We start from the raw sequence: 17601 nt of genomic DNA on the forward strand, positions 1-17601 counted from the left end.
CCCTCAACCCTCGGCGGCACCCGGTAACCGGGCGGCCGCCGAGGGTGCCAGCGGCAGCGTCCACCAGAAGGTGGCGCCCTGCTCCGGCACCGACTCGGCCCAGATGCGGCCCCCATGGCGCTCGATGATGCGGGCCACGATCGCCAGCCCCACGCCCGTACCGGGCACTTCCGAACCGGCGTGCAGGCGCTGGAACAGCCCGAACAGCCGGTTGGCGCGCTTCATGTCGAAGCCCATGCCGTTATCGCTCAGGTACAGCGCCTGCCGCTCCGGATCGAACCCGATCTCCAGCCGCGGCTCCGCACGGTGGCGCGAGTATTTGAGGGCGTTGTCCGTCAGGTTGAGCAGCACCTGGCGCAACAGGGTGGCGTCGCCCATCACACGCGGCAAGGCCCCAATGTGGATGTGCGCATTCGACACGCCCGGCGCCAGGGCGTCCACCACCAGTTGGGCCAGGGTGCCCATGTCCACCGGCATGGGCTGCAGGTCGACCCGCACCACCCGCAGCAGCTCCAGCATGTCGGTGATCATCTGCCCCATGTAGCGCGCCGAGCGCTCGATGCGGCCGAACATGTCGCGCGCCAGCGGGCTGAGGTGGGCGCCGTCTTCCTCCTGGATCAGCGCCGCAAAGCCGTTGACCGAGCGCAGCGGCGCCCGCAGATCGTGCGCAATGGAATAGGAGATCGCCTCCATGTCCTTCATCGAGCGCTCCAGCTCGGCCGTGCGCTCGGCGACGCGCCGCTCCAGATTGGCGTTGAGCGCCCGCACCTGCTCCTGCGCCACCACGCGGTCGTGGATGTCGAGCAGCGTGCCCGACATGTACAGCGCCTTGCCACTGTCGTCGCGCCGGTGCACGCGGCCCCGGTCGTTGATCCAGAGCCAGTGCCCGGCCTTGTGGCGCATGCGGATGTCGCATTCGTAATAAGGCAGCTCGCCGTTCAGGTGCCACTGCAGGATGCGGGCCGAACGCTCCAGATCCTGCGGATGGACCAGGTTGCGCCAGGTATCGACCGTGGTGGGCTGCAACTCCTCCACCCGGTAGCCCAGCATCTCCGCCCAGCGCTCGTTGATGACCAGCCCGCCCGTCTCCATGTTGACCTCCCAGATGCCGGGGCGGGTGGCTTCCAGCACCCATTGCAGGCGCTGCTGCTCCTGCCGCAAGGCCTGCTGCGTCTGCACGTAGGGCGAGACATCGGTGTAGGTGCGCACCAGGCCCCCTTCGGGCAGTTGCCGGGTGACGATCTCCAGCGTGCGCCCGTCGCGCGTCTGGCGCAGGTAGTGCTCGGGTATTTCGGCGCCAGCGGCCTGGCCCACATAAGGCCTCAGGAACGGATCCAGCAGCGACAGGTCGGGACCGAAATCCCCGCGCTCGGTCTGGAAGCGGACCACATCGGCGTGGGCTGGCTGGCCGGCCAGGAAGGTTTCTGGCAGGTCCAGCAGATCCAGCGCGCGCCGGTTGTAGAAGCGCACAAGCCCCCCGGCATCGATCATCATGAGTCCCTGGCTCATGCTGTCGAAAGTCACCTGCAAGGCGGCGGTCTTTTCCGACAGCAGGGCGCTGGTGGCCTGGAACTGCAGACGGGCCCGCCTGCGTTCGGCATGGCCGCGCCAGGCGAGCACCAGTTGGCGCAGGGCTCCGATCAGCGGCTGCAGGTAGTCGACGTCGGCCTGGGTATAGCCGCCCACCCGGTTGGCCAGGCCGATCATGGCCACCAGCCGGCCCTGGGCTTCGACAGGGATCCCCATGAAGGCTTGCAGCGGCGCGTGCCCGGTCGGCAACCCGCCGGCGCGGGCATCGTGAACCGGATCATTGGCGATGACCACATCCCGCGTCGTCAGCGCATGGCCAAAAAGCGTCTGCAGGTTGCGGAACTCCATGCCCGCATCCAGCTGGTTGTCGTGCATCTGGCGCGAGGTTTCGTCCCACGCGATGTCGGTGATGGCGTGCACCTTGATGAACGGTTTGTCCTGCAGATCGAACTGCACCTCGCCAACAAAGCCGAACGCGCTGTCGGTCACGTCCAGCAGCGCCCCCAGCAGGCGGGTGAAGGCCTGTCGCTTGTCGTCCGCCTCGATGAAGGCTGCCTGGGCCTGCTGCACAGCTTCGAGAATGCGGTGCTGGCGGGCCAGTGCCTGGGTGGCCATCTGCTCGCGGTCGATTTCGGTCAGGTACACCAGCAGCAGCGGATCGGCGCCCTCGATCACGCGCATGTGAAGCCGCACGGTGAACGGCTTGCCCTCGGTCACCGCCAGACAGACATGCTCGAATTCAACGGAGCCGTCCCACAACACCCGCTGACGCTCGGCTTCGGAAGGCCAGTGTCCGAGTTCGACCGTGGTCTTGCCCACGGCCTGCCCGCGCGAGACGCCGGTCAGTTGCTCCCAGGCGCGGTTGACGGCCAGGATCCGGCCATCGGCCTTTCGGCTCAGGCTGGCGGCCAGCGGGGCCGCCATGAACAGCGTCTCGAACAGCCCGGCGTCCAGCGCCCCCTCGCCGACACCGTCTCCGGACAGGGACGGCGAAGCCAGTGAAGCCGGTGAGGTCGAAGATGCCATGCGCGGGGCCCCATTCAGAAGACGTGGCGTTCCCGGAACCGGATGGTCCCAGGCGCCGGGAAGCGGGCCGTCAAACACGACCGAACTGCTACAGTATCCGGTTATTTTCGACCCACCCTGACCGACCTTGAACGCCCCGCTGGACAAACACACGCCGATTGTGTAGGCAGGCAGATGCGCGCAAGCGCGCATCTGCCAAATTCTCTTTCACCGACAACCACTTAGGAAATCTACTCCGCTACACGCTGGAGTGCCCCATGGGCGTGGATTGGCATGGTTTGGCGATTGGATTACCCCAAAATTACACCAAGAAAACGGCCCGCAAATTGAGGCATATCCTGGTGTGTGGCAGCGTACTTGGACGGCGCTCGCCAGGGCTTCCGGCGGCACGCCCCGGCAACCTACGCACCTACGCCCGGGCATGCTGGAGCGAGTGTCCGAGACGCCCCCCCATGTGGCACTCTCATGCCATGTGAAACTGGACAAGACTCGTGCCGCTCCCACCTTCCGACTTCTATTTGGCCCACTTGGCGACGTTGCACCAGCAACTGCTGGCCAGCACCATCGTCCGCACTTATCTGACGGGCACCGGGGTGCGGTTGGACGGCATAGACCTGGTGCCGGTGGACTGCTTCGAGCTGCCGTTCGGCACCTTCTCCACGGTGGAGTTCGCACACCTGTTCTCGATCTTCGACGGCAGCCGCGTCCACCAGCAAGCCGAAAAATCGACCTCCCTGGATGACGCGCCGCCTGGGCTGTACTTCACCATCATCAACCATCGATTGATCGAAAGCGGGCACAAGAACCGCCTCGGCGTGTTCCAGCGCGAAGGCGATGCCATCGACCTCTACATCGAGGACATGCACATCGACCACTACTACCTCAGCGAGCACCAAACGCCGCCGCACCTCGGCACCCTCGCCTTTGCGCTTTGCGCCATCACGGCACACCTGGCCGGGATGGGTCGCATCACCTTGGTCGCTGCGGACGGCCAAGGCCGAAACACTCGCTATGTCGGCGCCAAGGTCTGGCCCAAGTTCGGCTTCGATGCCCTCCTGCTGCCGAATGAAACCGCAGGCACCCCGCACCTGGCCCACTGCACCACCGTGCAAGACGTTATCGCCCTGGATGAAGCCTGGTGGGCGGAACACGGCACGCAGCGCCGAATGGCCTTCGATCTGAGCCCGCACAGCACGTCTTGGCGAAAGCTGATACCCTATGCGAGTAGGAAAGTCTCCGAAGGGAGCCATCCATGAGCAAGACACACGCACAACGCAAACCGACTGCAGCGCCTGCAAAAGCGGCGCCGGCTGGCCGTGTCTTCAAGTTTTCGCTCAAGGGCATTCCGGTCGTGAATGCTGCGATGGAAGCACGCCTTGAAGCCGCGGCCAGAGTACCGCGCAAAGATCGGCACTATCCGGTGATGATCGAAGCTCCGGACGCCTGACTGGCTCCACCGAACAAAACCCGCCAGCAATGGCGGGTTTTTTTGTTCCGGACAGCCCAACCCCATACAGGCCAAGCCCAGTTCGGCCCCGCGCTACGTCCCGCCCTGGCCTGCCCCATCAGCAGGCCGCTTGATCCTGCCACTTGCTCACGCCCTGAGCCAGTCACGGTTCGCTTCCGCAACTGAAAGGCATCGCCGGGAGTGCCTCAAAAGCCGCCATCTAGATATCTGTTGTTTTATACAGTAAAATTGTTACAATAACTAGATGTAGCGTGTTGACCGACTTAGACACACTGCATATAGTGCCTGTTAGCACTCTTTGTGGCTGAGTGCTAATCCACAAGATCGGCCACTTGTTTTAGATAGGATCAATCGTGGCAGACAAACATCAAGTCATCTTCTATCCCGTCGGAAACGGCGACACAACGCAGATCGTCTTGTCCGGTGGCCGTCGTGTCCTGTTTGACTTCTGCCACCGAGGAGACAAGGCCGAAGACCCGAGCACGCCTGAAATTGATCTCAAGGCAACTCTGAAGGCCGACCTGAAGAAGGCCGACCGCGACTATTTCGATGTTGTCGCCTTCACCCATGCAGATCTGGACCACATTCAGGGCAGTACCGAGTTTTTCGAACTGCAGCACGCCAAAATTTACCAAGGCGAAGGCCGTATCAAGATTCGCGAGTTGTGGGTCCCTGCGGCCATGCTGCTGGAAAAAGCCGACAACGACCACCAGAAGGAAGAGTTTGTGCTGCTTCGGCAAGAAGCGCGGCATCGCTTGATCGAAGGCAAGGGCATTCTGGTGTTCTCAAAGCCCCCAGATCTCGCCGCATGGCTCGAACCGATCCTGAAGGAGCGTGGTGAGTCGGCCTCGGCCCGCGATCACCTGTTCGTCGATGCGGGTCAAGTCGTCCCCGGCTTCTCCCTCGACACGGACAAGGTGGAGTTCTTCTGCCACTCGCCCTTCATCAAGCACTGCGACGAAGGCGACATTGTCCGCAATGAAGCATCCCTGGTCTTCAACGTGCGCTTTCGTGCCGATGGTGCCCACTACGACTACCTCGAAGTCGGCGATGCCACCTGGGAGAGCATGGAGGACATCGTCAAGACGACGCAGTACCACAAGAACGAGGACAGGCTGGCATGGGATCTGTACAACATCCCGCACCACTGCAGCTACCTCGCGCTGAGCGACGAAAAGGGTGAGAAGGAAACCGAGCCCAAGCCGCTGATCAAAGACCTTCTGCGCATGGGCAAGCCGGACGCGTACATCGTCAGTTGCAGCAAGCCCATCCCCGACATCAAGGACTCCTACGCCCAAACGCAGCCTCCCCATATTCAAGCCCGCAAAGCCTATGAGCGGTACCTGAAGGAAGTTGGCGGCCGCAAATTCCTCGTCACGATGGAGGAGCCGAACGCCAACAAGCCGGAGCCCATCACGTTCGAAATCACGAGCGGCGGCGTCAGCTGGATTCGCTCGACGTCCATCGGCGCGCCAGCCGTGATCCTGTCCTCACCGCCGCGGGCAGGTTGATGGCCAGCGAATATCACAAACTGGCCAATGTCATCGAGATCGCGGATGCGGCGGCACTGACGATTCCGCGCGCCCGGCTGCTTCATGATGCCGTCGCGCGACAGCGCGATTTCGCGATCGTGCAGCTCTTACAGTACGACAAGGACGAAACGCCGAAGCTCGAATGCATCATTGTCGATGTCGAGTGCGACGGCGTTCCTCCGAAGAACAGCGTCGGCATCCAATACCGGGAACGTCTGGCTCTGTGCGTGTCGGACGATCCCAAGCTGCTCGTCGAGGTGCTGGCGCTGCGCAAGGACTTTCCGATCCTGATGCACCAGAACCAGGGCGTCCCAGGCGCCGCCGCCAGCCTCTGCCTGTACTTCGAGCCGGCAGCGGCCGTGATGCGTACCTGGACGCCGCAGAGTTTTCTGCGCCGAATCCAATGGTGGCTCGAAAAAAGTGCGCGGCGCGAACTGCACCCGGCAGACCAGCCGGTCGAGCATCTATTCTTCGCGACCAAATACGAGTTGGTCCTGCCATGGAATCTGCCGGCGCTGCGAAAGAGTGCCGAGCACCGCTTTGTCATCGCGCGAGGCCCCGAGCGTCCCGGAGGAGGCTTCACATGTTTCCTGGAAGCCGTCCCCAAGGATGCCGCCGTCAAGACCAGCACGACGGCTCCCATCGAGCTGGTGCTGCCGCCGATCGTGCATGGGTTTGTGGAACGCGATCCCGCGACCTTGGGGCAACTAGCCGACATTCTCTCCAGGCGTGGCATCGAGCTGCTGCCCATCTTGCGAGCAACCCTGCAGGCGCGCGTGGGCGACAAAGGAGTCGCGGCATCCGCCGACGACAAATCCACAGTTATCTTGCTCCACATCCCCCTCTGCCGCGCCGAAGGCGAAGAGCCCGTCGGCATGACACATCGCGCGTTTGTGCTGTTGACGGGTGGGCTGGAGCTCGGCGTTGCCACCGGCGCATTGTTCTTCCACGAAAAGAAGTACTTCAGCGCAGCCGGACTGATCGGTGAGCAGCCGGCCACCGACTGGCATACCCAGCCCCTGCTGCCGATGGCCGTCTTGCGCCGGAACGATGCTGTTGCAGCGAGGAAGCAGTCAGGCATCACCGACGAAGGTCCCCTCGGCGTGCTGATTGGTGCGGGCTCGCTCGGCAGCGCAATGCTCAACCTGTGGGCGCGCGCCGGCTGGGGGCGCTGGACTGTCATCGACAAGGACCACATCAAGCCTCACAACCTGTCGCGGCATACAGCCTATTCGCAGCACATCGGGTGCCCCAAGGCCTCCGTCGTGGCGGACCTGCACGCGGCGGCCATGGATGGGGCCACCGAGGTCACCCCGCTGGACGCGGATGCCAGCGACTTCAGCCCGGGGGCGGTCGCCGATGCACTGTCAGGTGCGAAGCTGGTGGTCGATGCCTCAACGACCCTGGAATACCCTCGTGCCGTCAGCGCGGTCGACCACTTCGCCAGGCACTTTTCGGCCTTCGTCACGCCGACCGGCAACGCCGCGGTATTGCTCGCGGAGGACTCCCAACGGCTCATTCGCTTGCGCACACTCGAAGCGCAGTACTACCGCGCCTTGATCCAGGAGGGCTGGGGAAGCAATCACCTCGCGGGCAATGCCGGCTCGTTCTGGAGCGGCGCAAGTTGCCGGGACATTTCGATGGTTCTGCCCTACTCGCGGATCATGGGACAGGCCAGCACTCTGGCCGAGCAGATCCCAGCGGCCGTTGCACAAGACGGCGCGATGATCCGGGTATGGCAGCGTGATCCGGTTCGCGGCGCGGTGGAGGTCCACGATGTGCCCGTGGCCACCGAACGTCCCACGCAGCTTGGCGAGTTCGCTCTGTTCATTGACGCGGGTGTGGAACAGCAGCTTCGGGACATGCGCACGAAGGGCTTTCCGAACGAAACCGGCGGCGTGCTGCTCGGATACTACGACTTCAACATCAACGCCGTCGTCGTGGTCGCAGGCCTGCCGCCTCCTCCCGACAGCAAGTCCAGCCCCGGCTCCTTCGAGCGCGGCGTTGCTGGCCTCGCGGAAGCGGTCGCCGAGGCCTCCCGTCGCACCGCTGGCGTCGTCGGCTACATCGGTGAATGGCACAGCCATCCGCCGGGACATTCCGCCTCGCCCAGCCGAGACGACCTTGTGCAACTCGTTCACTTGGCCCTGGGCATGGCCGACGATGGTCTCCCAGCCGTTCAGCTCATCGTCGGGGAACAAGATCTGCAAGTCTTGCAGGGTGCGATGAAATGAAGCGCGCCGTGTGGATATTCGCCAAATCGGCAATGCTCGGACTGACTCTAGGAATTCTGTGCATGCTGCACGAGGAAGAACAGCATGCCAAGGGAAGTAATTTTGCGGATATCGAGGAGCGGGGATGAATTTTGAGGTCGATTTCTTGCCAGTGGGCGAAGGGTCCGGAGACGCAATTGTCGTCCGGTATGGCGACGAGAACCCTGGCTACTACCTTCATGTTGTCGATGGCGGTCGTACCGACACCGCCGAAACCATCGTCAATCACATCAACAAGTTCTACCCCGGCTACCACATCAACCACATGGTGCTATCGCACGCTGATGACGATCACGCAACAGGACTTGTCGGTGTGATGAAAAAGATGGAAGTCAAGCATCTGTGGATGAACAGGCCATGGCTTTACGCATCACAAATTCTTGAACACTTCCACGGCAACTTCACGCTGCAAGGCCTGATCGACGATATCAAAGAGCGGCATCCCTATCTGGTGGAACTTGAGCGGCTTGCCAATGAGAAGGGCACCGTCATCCACGAGGTCTTTCAAGGCGCGAAGATCGGGGAGTTCACCGTACTCGCTCCCACGAGGGAACGGTACATCAATTCGATTCCCGATTTTGGAAAGACGCCTACGAGGTACACGACCGAAGCTGCGCAAGATCAACGCCCAGGGTTCTTCCGCTCAATGGTCGAAGCTGCGAAGAAGTGGCTCGAAGAAAAATGGGATATGGAAACACTTGCCGAAAACACTGTGACATCGGCCTCGAACGAAAGCTGCGTGGTGCAGTACGGCGTACTCAACGGCAAAGGCGTTCTGCTTACCGCTGACGTTGGTCCTGTCGGGCTAGCAGAAGCGGCCGAATACCATGCCCAGCTCGGATTGGCCAAGCCCAAGTTCGTGCAAGTGCCTCATCATGGGAGCAGGCACAACGTCACACCCACCGTCTTGGACGCGTGGCTTGGGCCCAAGCAGCCACAAGGAACTGAGATTGGTACAGCGTTCTGCTCGGTCGGTTCAAATAAAGACGACTACCCGCGTGGGCAAGTAAAGAACGCTTTTATGCGCAGAGGCTTCCCCGTTTACTGCACCCGTACGAAGTGGATTTCGTACTCCAACGGTCCAGGCCACCCCAACACGGTAGCGGCTACGGCAGAAGCATTTGCCAACGAGGTGGAAGGTCTGTGATGGACGTGTTCAAGCTGTTCGATGCCTACTCTTTGCGTGCCAGGTTGTTCCCAGCGATCATCGCGGCGGCCCCTGCCTTTGCCGCGCTGGCGCTTCTGATCTCATGGAAGTCGTTCGGGCTTTCAAATCTGGTAGCAACGCTCGGGATACTAGTGCTCCTGTTCGCCATCGCAGACTTCTCACGCTCTCGTGGCCGGGCGATCGAAGGCAAGCTCTACGCCAAGCACGGAGGCATGCCTTCGATCACCATGTTCCGCAGAAACGACACGACCCTCGATGCTGGTTCCAAAGATCGATATCGAGAATTTCTCGCAGGGAAGCTGGGCACCGCCGCACCCACTGTCCAAGAAGAGAACGCGGATCAAGGCGCAGCAGACGCCTTCTATGGTCAGTGCGGCAACTGGCTTCGCCAGAACACTCGCGACACCAAGAAATTTCCCATCTTGTTCAGCGAAAACGTTACATACGGTTTTCGTCGGAACCTGCTCGGTGTCAAGGTGTTGGCGCTATGCATGAACGTCATCGTCGTTGCACTCTGCGCGCTCATCCTATGGCAAATGTCGTGGGATATCGACACACGGATGGGGAACAAGACAACGGTAGTCTTGGTCGTTGCTGTAGCCCATGCCGCCTACATGCTTCTGGCGGTAAGTCACAACACTGTGTGGGATGCTTCTAAGGCGTATGGTCGAGAGCTTATTCTCAGCACTGAGGCATTCCTGACGCCGGCGAAGCCAGCGAGAAAGACAGCCGCGCGCAAGACTGCTTCTAAGACAACAACAGCTGCGCCGCCAGAACCTTGATCATTTCAGCAGCGCATCCAGCCACCGGATTGAGCTTCTAGAGGCGCAGTGCACGGCTGCTACCTAGTTCTTCTGCCCTCCCCGTTGAAAACCTCGGTCCCTTTCCATGAACGCCTGCAGCATGTGCGGAATCAGCGCTACCGCACCCACCGCCTCCCCATAGGTCTGCGCGTGCAGCGCGGCGTAGCGGTCAAGGTCAGCCTTAAGATTGACCGGGCACGAGAACGTGAGCTTCGTGCTCTCGGTCTTGGGCAGCGGCCCGAGCCGCAATTTCCTGGTCGTGTTCATCGCATTGCTCCCCGCTGGAAGAACATCGGCTGGTACGGTCGCAGCACCAGGTCGTGGTTGACGATGATCCGCACCGGCAGGCCCGGCCGCTCGGTCAGAGTCGGCTGGATGTTCATGTTGCGCCGGGTCATCTCCTGGCCCACGTGGTTGATGCTGTCCTGCGCGCTGTCGCGCCCGGCGATCACGATGCGGTTGCCGCTCTGCCGGTTCTCCGGCGCGGCCAGTTCGGCGCCCACGCCCAGCAGCGTGGTCAGCGCCGCACCGGCAAAGACACGATCCCAATGCCAATCGACGCCATCCTCCAGGCCGGAATAGCCGGCCGGGTCGGCGCCCGCGAGGTTGTCGAGCTTCAGCGAAGACGTATCCGGCAGGATGACGCGGTTCCAGACCACTTGCACGCGGCTCTGCCCGTAGCTGACCTGGCTGTTGTACTTGCCCAGGATGCGCGAGCCCTGCGGGATCAGCAGGAACTTGCCCGTCGCCGAGTCGTAGACCGGTTCCGTCACCGTGCCGATCACGTCGCCCGGCAGGTCGGATTTGATGCCCGTGACCAGCGCGCCCGCGATCACCGTGCCTGCCATCACCTGGTACGGTGAAGTCGGCATTTGCAGATTGCCGGAATTGCGGGTTTCCGTAGAGCCGCCTTTCAGGAAAGCCTCTTTCTGGTCTTGCCGGTTCTGCACGGCGGTCGGGTCGGCAGGCTGGGCCGCCGTCGAGGCTGGGCCAGCGGCCAGCGGGTCGAAGCCCGCCAAGACCGACGCTGGGCCGGCCGCAGCAACTTGCGCAGGACCTGGCACTGCGGTCTTGCCGGGCGTGCTCGAACGAAAGAACACCGTCGAAGCCGCAGCCGCTTCCGCCTCCTTGCGCCGCGCATCCTCCGGGTCATGGCCCGATGGCGCATAGGTCGGCGTCACAGGCTGCTGCGACTTCACGATGGCCGGGCCCAGATCGCCCGGCAGCGGTGGCCCCAGCTCGGGCACCTTTCGCGGCAGCTTGGAGTAGTCCGAAGGCAAACCATCCAGCCCTTCAGACTTCGAGACACGATCCACGTTGTACAGCTCGGTCTGCTCGCCTGCGCCGCGCCGATGTGGCTGCAATGACCAGATCGTGGCCCCGAGTACGGCGACCGACAGGCCGCCTGTGAGGATGGTCAAGGCGCGCCGGTTCAAGCGCGTGACCGGGCGCGGTTGGGCGCGCAGCGCCACCGCCTCGGGTGCGACCTTGCCCGCCTGCGGCGCAAGGTCAGGGGAATCGTCCTGGCTCATGGTCAGTTCCTCCGCGTTCCGTCCGTGCGCTCGATCCGCACCACGTCACCCTTGTCCCCGCCCAGGCGCAGCTCGGCAGCGCCAAACAAGCGATCCACGATGTAGTACGGTGGGCGGAAGCGGTAGTTCACCAGTTGCCCATCGCCCTGCGCGCCGATCACGAACAGCGGCGGCAGCTCGCCTTGCGCGATGCCCGGTGGAAACTGGATGTAGACCTTCTCGCCATCGTCGAAAGCGCGCAGCGGCTTCCACGGCGGATTGCTGCCGCTGACGGCATAGCGGAAACGGATCTTCTCAAGCGACAGGCCCGCATCGGCCGGCGCGGCGGCGCTGGCCGCCTGCGCCTGCCGCTGCAAGGCCAGCATCTTGTCCTTCGGGTACTCCCAGGACACTGACGCCATCCACGTCTTCTCGGTCGAGGTCAGTTCCAGCAGGTACGTCCTGCGGCTGGTGGTGATGACGAGATTGGTCTTGAGGCCCGAACGAATCGGCTTGACCATCACGTTGACACGCAGCGCATCACCGCTGCCGCTCGATGTGTCCCCGACGATCCAGCGCACCGTATCGCCAGCAGCCACCGTCACCAGCTCCTCACCGGGCTGGAGCGCAATCACGGTCACACGACCCACGGCCGCATAGACCTGGTACAGCGCGCCGTCCGTGAAGGGCCACACCTGAATCGCGTTGACGTAGCCTTCGCGCGTGGGCGCAATGCGCGCCTCAGCATTGGCGCGGGACACGCGCACGGTTTCATCGGCGGGTTCTGCGGCGGGCTTGGCATCCGGCATGGGCTTCATCTGCGCTGGCATCGGCAACACCTGGGGCACGGCCACCACCTCCACAGGCGCAGGCGGCTCCGGCAGCGGCTGGGCCTGCACCGGCTCATCGAGCGAAATGGTCGGCGGCGGCTTGCCCTGCGTGGCGCAGCCCGCGAGGGCAAGCAACATGATCGGCAAGGCGGATTTGCGGAAAAGATCATTCATGGCTTTGCTCCTTCGTTTCCTTCCAGTTCGCGGCTCCACGACAAGCCGTTGACGTAGATGCCCAGGGGGTTCTTGCGCACGCGCTGCTCGGTGCGCGGCGTCTGCTGCACGATGGACACCACGGCGTTCCAGCGTTCGGTGCGATCCAGCGCGCCATTGACGAAGCGCGTCTCCGTCCAGCGCACGTTGAAAGACGTGTCGCTGGCGCGGGTCACGGAAGTGATCTGCACCGTCACCGACTCCTTACCGATGCGCGCGAACGGGTCGTTCACGCGGGCGTACTCGTTGAGCACCACGGCGCCGTTGTCGGTCGTGTAGTCGTAGGCATCGAGCCAGTTCTGGCGAACGACGATGGGGTCGATGGACAGCGAGCGCACCAGACCGATGAAGCGGCCCAGGTGGTACGCGATCTGCGCATCGCTGGGCCGGTACGGCGTGGCCGCCTCGCCGACAGCGCGCACCTGGCCCGCGTTGTCCACCTCGATGACATAAGGCGTCACGATGGACTGCGCGGAACGCCAGACCAGACCTCCGGCCATTAGTACGGCCAAGGTAAGACAGCCAAAGGCCATGAAACGCCAGTTCTTCGCCTGCACGCGGGCCGAGCCGATGCGCTCGTCCCAGACCTGTGCGGCGGATTGGTACGGAGTAGCAGGCTGCGGCGTGTCGGCGTAGCGCACCTGCGGTCGTTTGAATCGCATGGAAGTTCTCCTTGGAAATCAGGAATCGGAATCACGCAGGCTTGGCCCCTGGCTGGAGCTTCCGCCGTCGCCGCCGCGCAGCGTGTGGGCGGCGGTCGTCGCGGCATGGGTGAGCTGCTGCCTGCGATGCAGGCGCTTGGCCCAGGCAGGCTGATCGGTGGATGGAGGCGATGCAGCGGCATCGTTCGCGCCCTGTGACCCGGCGCCGGCGTCATCGGGCCGGAAAGCGGCGGCGACACGCTCCTTCATCGAGCGTGCGCCTTCGGCCACCTTCTGCCCGGCCGCCTGCGCGCCGGTCTTGGCGACATTGCCCACGCCAGCGGCTGCGCCTTTGATGCCGCCGCCCGCAGCGGTAGAGCCTTCATTGAAAGCGGCCTTGACACCACGCGCGCCGCTGGCCGCGAGCCGGGCCGCACCGGGCGCCATACGCGCTCCAGCGGCGACGGCGCTGCCGACGCCAGCCGCCGCTGCGCCGACGCCAATGGCAGCGCCTGCGGCCCCGAGCGTTGCTCCGGCCATCGCACCGGCTCCAAGCTGTGGCCCGCCAGACACCAGCCCGGTCGCAATGCCTGGCCCGAAGATGCCCAGCGCCAGCATCGACAGCGAGGCCAGCATGATGACCAGCGCTTGGTCGATGGACGGCTCGGCCCCGGCAGCAGTCCTGAACTCGGCAAACAGCCCCGTGCCGATGCCCACGATGACGGCGAGCACCAGCACCTTGATGCCCGACGACACCACGTTGCCCAAGACCTTCTCGGCCAGGAACGCCGTCTTGTTCCACAGCGCGAACGGCACCAGAACGAACCCGGCCAACGTGGTCAGCTTGAACTCCAGCAGCGTCACGAAGAGCTGCACCGCCAGCACGAAGAAGCACAGGATGACGATGCCCCACGCGAGGAACAGCACCACGATGGAGGTGATATTGACGAACACCTCCGGGAAGCCCGCCATCTGCTTGATCTGATCCAGGAGGGGCGCCGCCGCGTCGATGCCGGTCTTGGCCAGCCGGCCCGGCTGCAGGAAGTTGCCCATGCTCAGGCTGGAGCCGCTGGCCGTCAGGCCCAGCCCGGCAAACGAGCGGAACACAACGCCCGCCAGCGTGTTGAAGTTGCCGATGATGTAGGCGAAGGTGCCCACGTACAGCACCTTGCGCAGCAGCTTGGCGATCACATCCTCGCCCTGACCGCTGGCGTGCCCCATCGCCCAGAACAACCCAGCGAGCGTCATGTCGATGACGATCAGCGTGGCCGTGAGAAACGCCACCTCCCCGTGCAGCAAGCCGAAGCCCGAGTCGATGTAGCGCGAGAACGTGTCGAGAAAGCGGTCGATGACCGATACGTCATTCATGACCGCACCCGTCAATTGCCGTAGAAATGAACAGTCTGCGGCGTGTACGGCGTACCCGTGCCCAGGAACCGGCGCGTCACCTCGCGTCCGCGCTCCACGGCCGCAGCCTGCCGGGCCAGCTCCAGCGAAGCCGCCCGATCCTGGGTGATCCGCAGCCGCTGCGTCTGGATCGACTGCTTGGCCTGCAAGGCCAGCAGCTGGTTCATGGCCTGCATCGCCTGCAGGGCACCCACGGCGGACTGGCTCTGGCCCACCAGATCGGTCAGCACGCCTTCGTCGTCCTTCAGGTTCTGGGACGCCTGGGCCTGCATCTGCATGGTGGTCTGCAGGCCGATCAGCGTGTTCTTCCAGCGCTCCTGCGCATCGCGGACCATCTGGTCGCCGCTCACGGTGGCGGCGTACTGCTCCGGGTACAGGCGCTGGAATTCCCGATCCATGTTCGCCACGTCGTAGGCGAGGCCCTTGGCCTGGTCGATCAGCCGCTGCGTGGTCGCCAGATTGCTGCGCAGCCGGCTCACCACGCTGGACGGCAGGCTCGTCAGGTTGCGCGCCTGGTTCATCAGCATCTGCGCCTCGTTCTGAAGCTGCTTGACCTGGTTGCTGATCTGCTCCAGTGTGTTGGCCGCCGTCATCATGTTCTGCATGAAATTGGAGGCGTCAAACACGGTGTCTCCGATGCCGAAGATGGCGTGCGCCGGCTGAACGACGCCGAGGGCGAGCAGGCTGGCGGCGGCCAGCGCGGTGAGTTTCGACTTGAACGCGGCATGGAAGGTCATGGCAGGTGCTCCTGTAGGTGGTCGGTGGTGCGAAGGGAATCCGGCGCAGGGCCGGAGAACGAGGGCAGTAGGTCGGCCGCCCAACCGAGGCCGCGATGGCGCAGCCAGGCGCCCGCGAATCCGGGTATGCCGGCGTCCAGCAGCACGCGGTCGATGTCGCGCTGGTTCTGCGGTGTGGAGGCGCCCGCGAAGGCCAGCGTCGCCGCCCCCAGGTCGAGGTCGAACAAGCGATTGCCGAGGCGGGATTGGTAGTAGTAGTCGCGCTTGGGCTGCGCGGTCGCCACGATCTCGATCTGGCGCGAGTTCAGCCCGAAGCCCTCGTAGATGGCTCGAATCTGCGGCTCGGTCGCCTGCGGATTCGGCAGGAAGATGCGGCTGGCGCAGCTCTCGATGATGGCCGGCGCAATGCTCGAATCCTTGATGTCGGCCAGGCTCTGCGTGGCGAAGATGACCGATACGTTCTTCTTGCGCAGTGTCTTGAGCCATTGGCGGATGCGAGCCGCGAACACCAGGTCATCGAGGAACAACCACGCTTCATCGAGGATCAGCAGCGTGGGCGCACCGTCAAAGCGCTCATCGAACCTGGCAAAGAGGTAATGCAGCACGGCCATGACGGCGGCCTTGCTGTGCATCAGCTCCTCCATCTCGAAGCACTGCACGGAGCCGGCGCCCAGGCGATCCGAATCCGCATCCAGCAGCTTGCCGTGCGCGCCGCCGAGCACATAGGGCGCGAGGGCCTGGCGCAGCGCGTTCGATTGCAGCAGCACCGACAGGCCCGTCATCGTGCGCTGCTCCACCGGCGCACCGGCAAGGCTTCCCAGTGCCGACCAGACAGCCACCTTCTCGTCGGGGCCGACCGCGACACCTTCATGCCGCAAGCGGCCTTCGATCCATTCAGCCGCCCAGGTGCGGTAGCCCTCGCGGTCGATGCGGGCCAAGGGCTGGAAAGCGATGCCGCCATCCGTACCCAGGTCGTAGTGCTCGCCACCCAGGCCCAGGATGGTGGCGCGCATCGAGCGCCCCATGTCGAAGGCGAAGATGCGCGAGCCGCGGTAGCGCCGGAACTGCATCGCCAAGGTGGCGAGCAGCACCGATTTGCCCATGCCGGTCGGCCCGGCGACCAGCGTGTGCCCCACGTCGCCGATGTGCGTGACCAGCCGGAACGGCGTGGCGCCCTCGGTGCGCGTGACGATCAGCGGTGGCCCGTCGAGTTGGTCATTGCGCTCGGGGCCAGCCCATACCGCCGACACCGGCATCAGGTGCGCCAGGTTCAGCGTCGAAACGATGGGCTGGCGCACATTGGCGTAGGCATGGCCCGGAATCGACGACAGCCACGCATCCACCGCATTCAAGGTCTCAGGGATCGTCACGAACCCGCGCCCCTGGATGACGCGCTCCACCATGCGCAGCTTCTCGTCGGCCTTCGCCGGGTCGGCATCGAGCACCGTCACCGTGGTGGTGACATACCCGAAGGCAACTTGATCGCTGCCTAGCTCCTGCAACGCCGCATCGGCATCCGCCGACTTGTTGCTGGCGTCGGTATCGACCAGCGGGCTTTCCTGCTGGAAGATGGTTTCGCGCAGCAGTGCGATGACGTTCTTGCGCTTGGCGAACCACTGGCGGCGCAAGCGTCCCAACTCCCGTTCCGCATCGGCTTTGTCCATGCAGAGGAACCGGGTTGACCAGCGATAGCCAAAGCCGAGGCGGTTGAGGTCATCGAGAATCCCCGGCCAGGTCGACGTCGGGAAGCCCCGCACCGTCGCCACGCGCAAGTGCTGGTCGCCCAGCATCGGCGCCAGACCGCCAATCAGCGGTGCATCGGCCAGCAGCGCGTCAAGGTGGAATGGCACCTCGGGCACGCCCACGCGGTAGCGCCGCGTCGAGATGGTCGCGTGCAGGTAGGTCAGCGTCTGGCTGTCGTCCAGCCAGGCGATCTCCGGCATCACGCCATCGAGCAGGTCGAAGAGGCGATCTGTTTCCGCGACGAAGGCGGTCAGGCGTTCGCGCCAGTCAACGCCTTCGGTGGGACGGTTTTCGTAGAGCATCCCTGCTGCGCGGGCGCGGGCCTCCTCCGGCGGCAGGTACACCAGCGTGAGGTGATAGCCGCTCTCGAAGTGGTTGCCGGAGTGCTCAAAGGCAGCGCGGCGCTCCTCGTCCACCAGCCACGACAGCGGCTCGGGAAACTCCGAGTGCGGATAGTCAGAAGCAGCCCGGCGCTCGGCCTCAATGAACAGCGCCCAGCCGGAACCCAGGCGGCGCAGCGCGTTGTTCAGTCGCGCCGAGGTGGCGATCAGCTCGCCCTGCGTCGCACTGTCGAGGTCGGGGCCACGAAACCGGGCCGTGCGCTGGAAACTGCCATCCTTGTTCAAGACGACGCCCGGCGCGACCAGTCCGGCCCACGGCAGCCAGTCGGCGAGCAGCGCGGGCCGCTGGCGATATTCGGCAAGGTTCAGCATAGCTTT

General features: G+C 64.0%; 15 protein-coding genes. 7 read left to right on the forward strand and 8 right to left on the reverse strand.

From position 1 onward, the window contains the following. Positions 1-3: 3 nt before the first annotated feature. Positions 4-2556 (reverse strand): PAS-domain containing protein, encoded by a 2553-nt coding sequence (locus QQK43_RS02650; RefSeq protein ID WP_284306554.1) that lies wholly within the window; start codon positions 2554-2556, stop codon positions 4-6. A 527-nt stretch (positions 2557-3083) separates the two neighbouring features. Between QQK43_RS02650 and QQK43_RS02655 the strand changes: the two genes are divergently transcribed. From QQK43_RS02655 to QQK43_RS02685, 7 genes are all read left to right on the forward strand, one after another. Further along, positions 3084-3812: a hypothetical protein gene (locus tag QQK43_RS02655; protein ID WP_284306555.1), complete on the forward strand. Its 729-nt coding sequence runs from the start codon at positions 3084-3086 to the stop codon at positions 3810-3812. Beyond that, positions 3809-4003, forward strand: coding sequence for a hypothetical protein (locus tag QQK43_RS02660; protein ID WP_284306556.1), 195 nt, complete (start codon positions 3809-3811; stop codon positions 4001-4003). The genes QQK43_RS02655 and QQK43_RS02660 overlap by 4 nt, the downstream gene beginning before the upstream one ends. Positions 4004-4377: 374 nt before the next feature. Further along, positions 4378-5535: an anti-phage 6A-MBL system MBL-fold protein gene (mblB, locus tag QQK43_RS02665; protein ID WP_284306557.1), complete on the forward strand. Its 1158-nt coding sequence runs from the start codon at positions 4378-4380 to the stop codon at positions 5533-5535. Continuing rightward, complete coding sequence (cap2-3, locus tag QQK43_RS02670) at positions 5535-7790, forward strand: anti-phage 6A-MBL system cap2_3 protein (RefSeq protein WP_284306558.1); 2256 nt, start codon at positions 5535-5537, stop codon at positions 7788-7790. Before mblB ends, cap2-3 begins: the two co-directional genes overlap by 1 nt. Beyond that, entirely contained in the window at positions 7787-7918 is a 132-nt protein-coding gene (locus tag QQK43_RS02675; protein ID WP_284306559.1) for a hypothetical protein, read from the forward strand. The genes cap2-3 and QQK43_RS02675 overlap by 4 nt, the downstream gene beginning before the upstream one ends. Then, positions 7915-8976: a ComEC/Rec2 family competence protein gene (locus QQK43_RS02680; RefSeq protein WP_284306561.1), complete on the forward strand. Its 1062-nt coding sequence runs from the start codon at positions 7915-7917 to the stop codon at positions 8974-8976. Before QQK43_RS02675 ends, QQK43_RS02680 begins: the two co-directional genes overlap by 4 nt. Continuing rightward, complete coding sequence (locus QQK43_RS02685) at positions 8976-9779, forward strand: hypothetical protein (protein WP_284306562.1); 804 nt, start codon at positions 8976-8978, stop codon at positions 9777-9779. The genes QQK43_RS02680 and QQK43_RS02685 overlap by 1 nt, the downstream gene beginning before the upstream one ends. A 63-nt stretch (positions 9780-9842) precedes the next feature. On the opposite strand, the gene QQK43_RS02690 is transcribed toward QQK43_RS02685, so the two are convergent. Genes QQK43_RS02690 through trbE form a run of 7 tightly spaced genes read right to left on the reverse strand, consistent with a single transcriptional unit; the run spans position 9843 to position 17595 of the window. After that, positions 9843-10067 carry a DUF2274 domain-containing protein gene (locus QQK43_RS02690; protein WP_284306563.1) on the reverse strand — a complete coding sequence of 75 codons (225 nt, stop codon included), beginning with the start codon at positions 10065-10067 and terminating at the stop codon, positions 9843-9845. Continuing rightward, a complete protein-coding gene (locus QQK43_RS02695) occupies positions 10064-11332 on the reverse strand; it encodes a TraB/TrbI/VirB10 family type IV secretion system protein (RefSeq protein ID WP_284306564.1) in 1269 nt (422 codons plus the stop codon). Before QQK43_RS02695 ends, QQK43_RS02690 begins: the two co-directional genes overlap by 4 nt. Positions 11333-11334: 2 nt before the next feature. Continuing rightward, positions 11335-12315, reverse strand: coding sequence for a P-type conjugative transfer protein TrbG (gene trbG / locus QQK43_RS02700; protein WP_284306566.1), 981 nt, complete (start codon positions 12313-12315; stop codon positions 11335-11337). Further along, complete coding sequence (gene trbF / locus QQK43_RS02705) at positions 12312-13016, reverse strand: conjugal transfer protein TrbF (protein WP_284306568.1); 705 nt, start codon at positions 13014-13016, stop codon at positions 12312-12314. The genes trbG and trbF overlap by 4 nt, the downstream gene beginning before the upstream one ends. Positions 13017-13034: 18 nt before the next feature. After that, a complete protein-coding gene (gene trbL / locus QQK43_RS02710) occupies positions 13035-14363 on the reverse strand; it encodes a P-type conjugative transfer protein TrbL (protein WP_284306569.1) in 1329 nt (442 codons plus the stop codon). 11 nt (positions 14364-14374) lie between these two features. Next, positions 14375-15139, reverse strand: a complete 765-nt coding sequence (gene trbJ, locus QQK43_RS02715; protein ID WP_284306571.1) for a P-type conjugative transfer protein TrbJ — start codon at positions 15137-15139, stop codon at positions 14375-14377. After that, positions 15136-17595, reverse strand: a complete 2460-nt coding sequence (gene trbE, locus QQK43_RS02720; RefSeq protein ID WP_284306573.1) for a conjugal transfer protein TrbE — start codon at positions 17593-17595, stop codon at positions 15136-15138. The genes trbJ and trbE overlap by 4 nt, the downstream gene beginning before the upstream one ends. Positions 17596-17601: the final 6 nt, after the last annotated feature.

Origin of the sequence: Hydrogenophaga electricum (genome assembly GCF_030160815.1) — a bacterium.
GTDB lineage: Bacteria > Pseudomonadota > Gammaproteobacteria > Burkholderiales > Burkholderiaceae_C > Hydrogenophaga > Hydrogenophaga electricum.

What these genes read in the sequence shown, in the direction of transcription:
- QQK43_RS02695 (WP_284306564.1), bottom strand. Translation starts at nt 11,332, where the DNA reads ATGAGCCAGGACGATTCCCCTGACCTTGCGCCGCAGGCGGGCAAGGTC.
- trbE (WP_284306573.1), bottom strand. Translation starts at nt 17,595, where the DNA reads ATGCTGAACCTTGCCGAATATCGCCAGCGGCCCGCGCTGCTCGCCGAC.
- QQK43_RS02690 (WP_284306563.1), bottom strand. Translation starts at nt 10,067, where the DNA reads ATGAACACGACCAGGAAATTGCGGCTCGGGCCGCTGCCCAAGACCGAG.
- QQK43_RS02685 (WP_284306562.1), top strand. Translation starts at nt 8,976, where the DNA reads ATGGACGTGTTCAAGCTGTTCGATGCCTACTCTTTGCGTGCCAGGTTG.
- QQK43_RS02675 (WP_284306559.1), top strand. Translation starts at nt 7,787, where the DNA reads ATGAAGCGCGCCGTGTGGATATTCGCCAAATCGGCAATGCTCGGACTG.
- trbL (WP_284306569.1), bottom strand. Translation starts at nt 14,363, where the DNA reads ATGAATGACGTATCGGTCATCGACCGCTTTCTCGACACGTTCTCGCGC.
- trbJ (WP_284306571.1), bottom strand. Translation starts at nt 15,139, where the DNA reads ATGACCTTCCATGCCGCGTTCAAGTCGAAACTCACCGCGCTGGCCGCC.
- cap2-3 (WP_284306558.1), top strand. Translation starts at nt 5,535, where the DNA reads ATGGCCAGCGAATATCACAAACTGGCCAATGTCATCGAGATCGCGGAT.
- QQK43_RS02650 (WP_284306554.1), bottom strand. Translation starts at nt 2,556, where the DNA reads ATGGCATCTTCGACCTCACCGGCTTCACTGGCTTCGCCGTCCCTGTCC.
- QQK43_RS02680 (WP_284306561.1), top strand. Translation starts at nt 7,915, where the DNA reads ATGAATTTTGAGGTCGATTTCTTGCCAGTGGGCGAAGGGTCCGGAGAC.
- trbG (WP_284306566.1), bottom strand. Translation starts at nt 12,315, where the DNA reads ATGAATGATCTTTTCCGCAAATCCGCCTTGCCGATCATGTTGCTTGCC.
- trbF (WP_284306568.1), bottom strand. Translation starts at nt 13,016, where the DNA reads ATGCGATTCAAACGACCGCAGGTGCGCTACGCCGACACGCCGCAGCCT.
- QQK43_RS02660 (WP_284306556.1), top strand. Translation starts at nt 3,809, where the DNA reads ATGAGCAAGACACACGCACAACGCAAACCGACTGCAGCGCCTGCAAAA.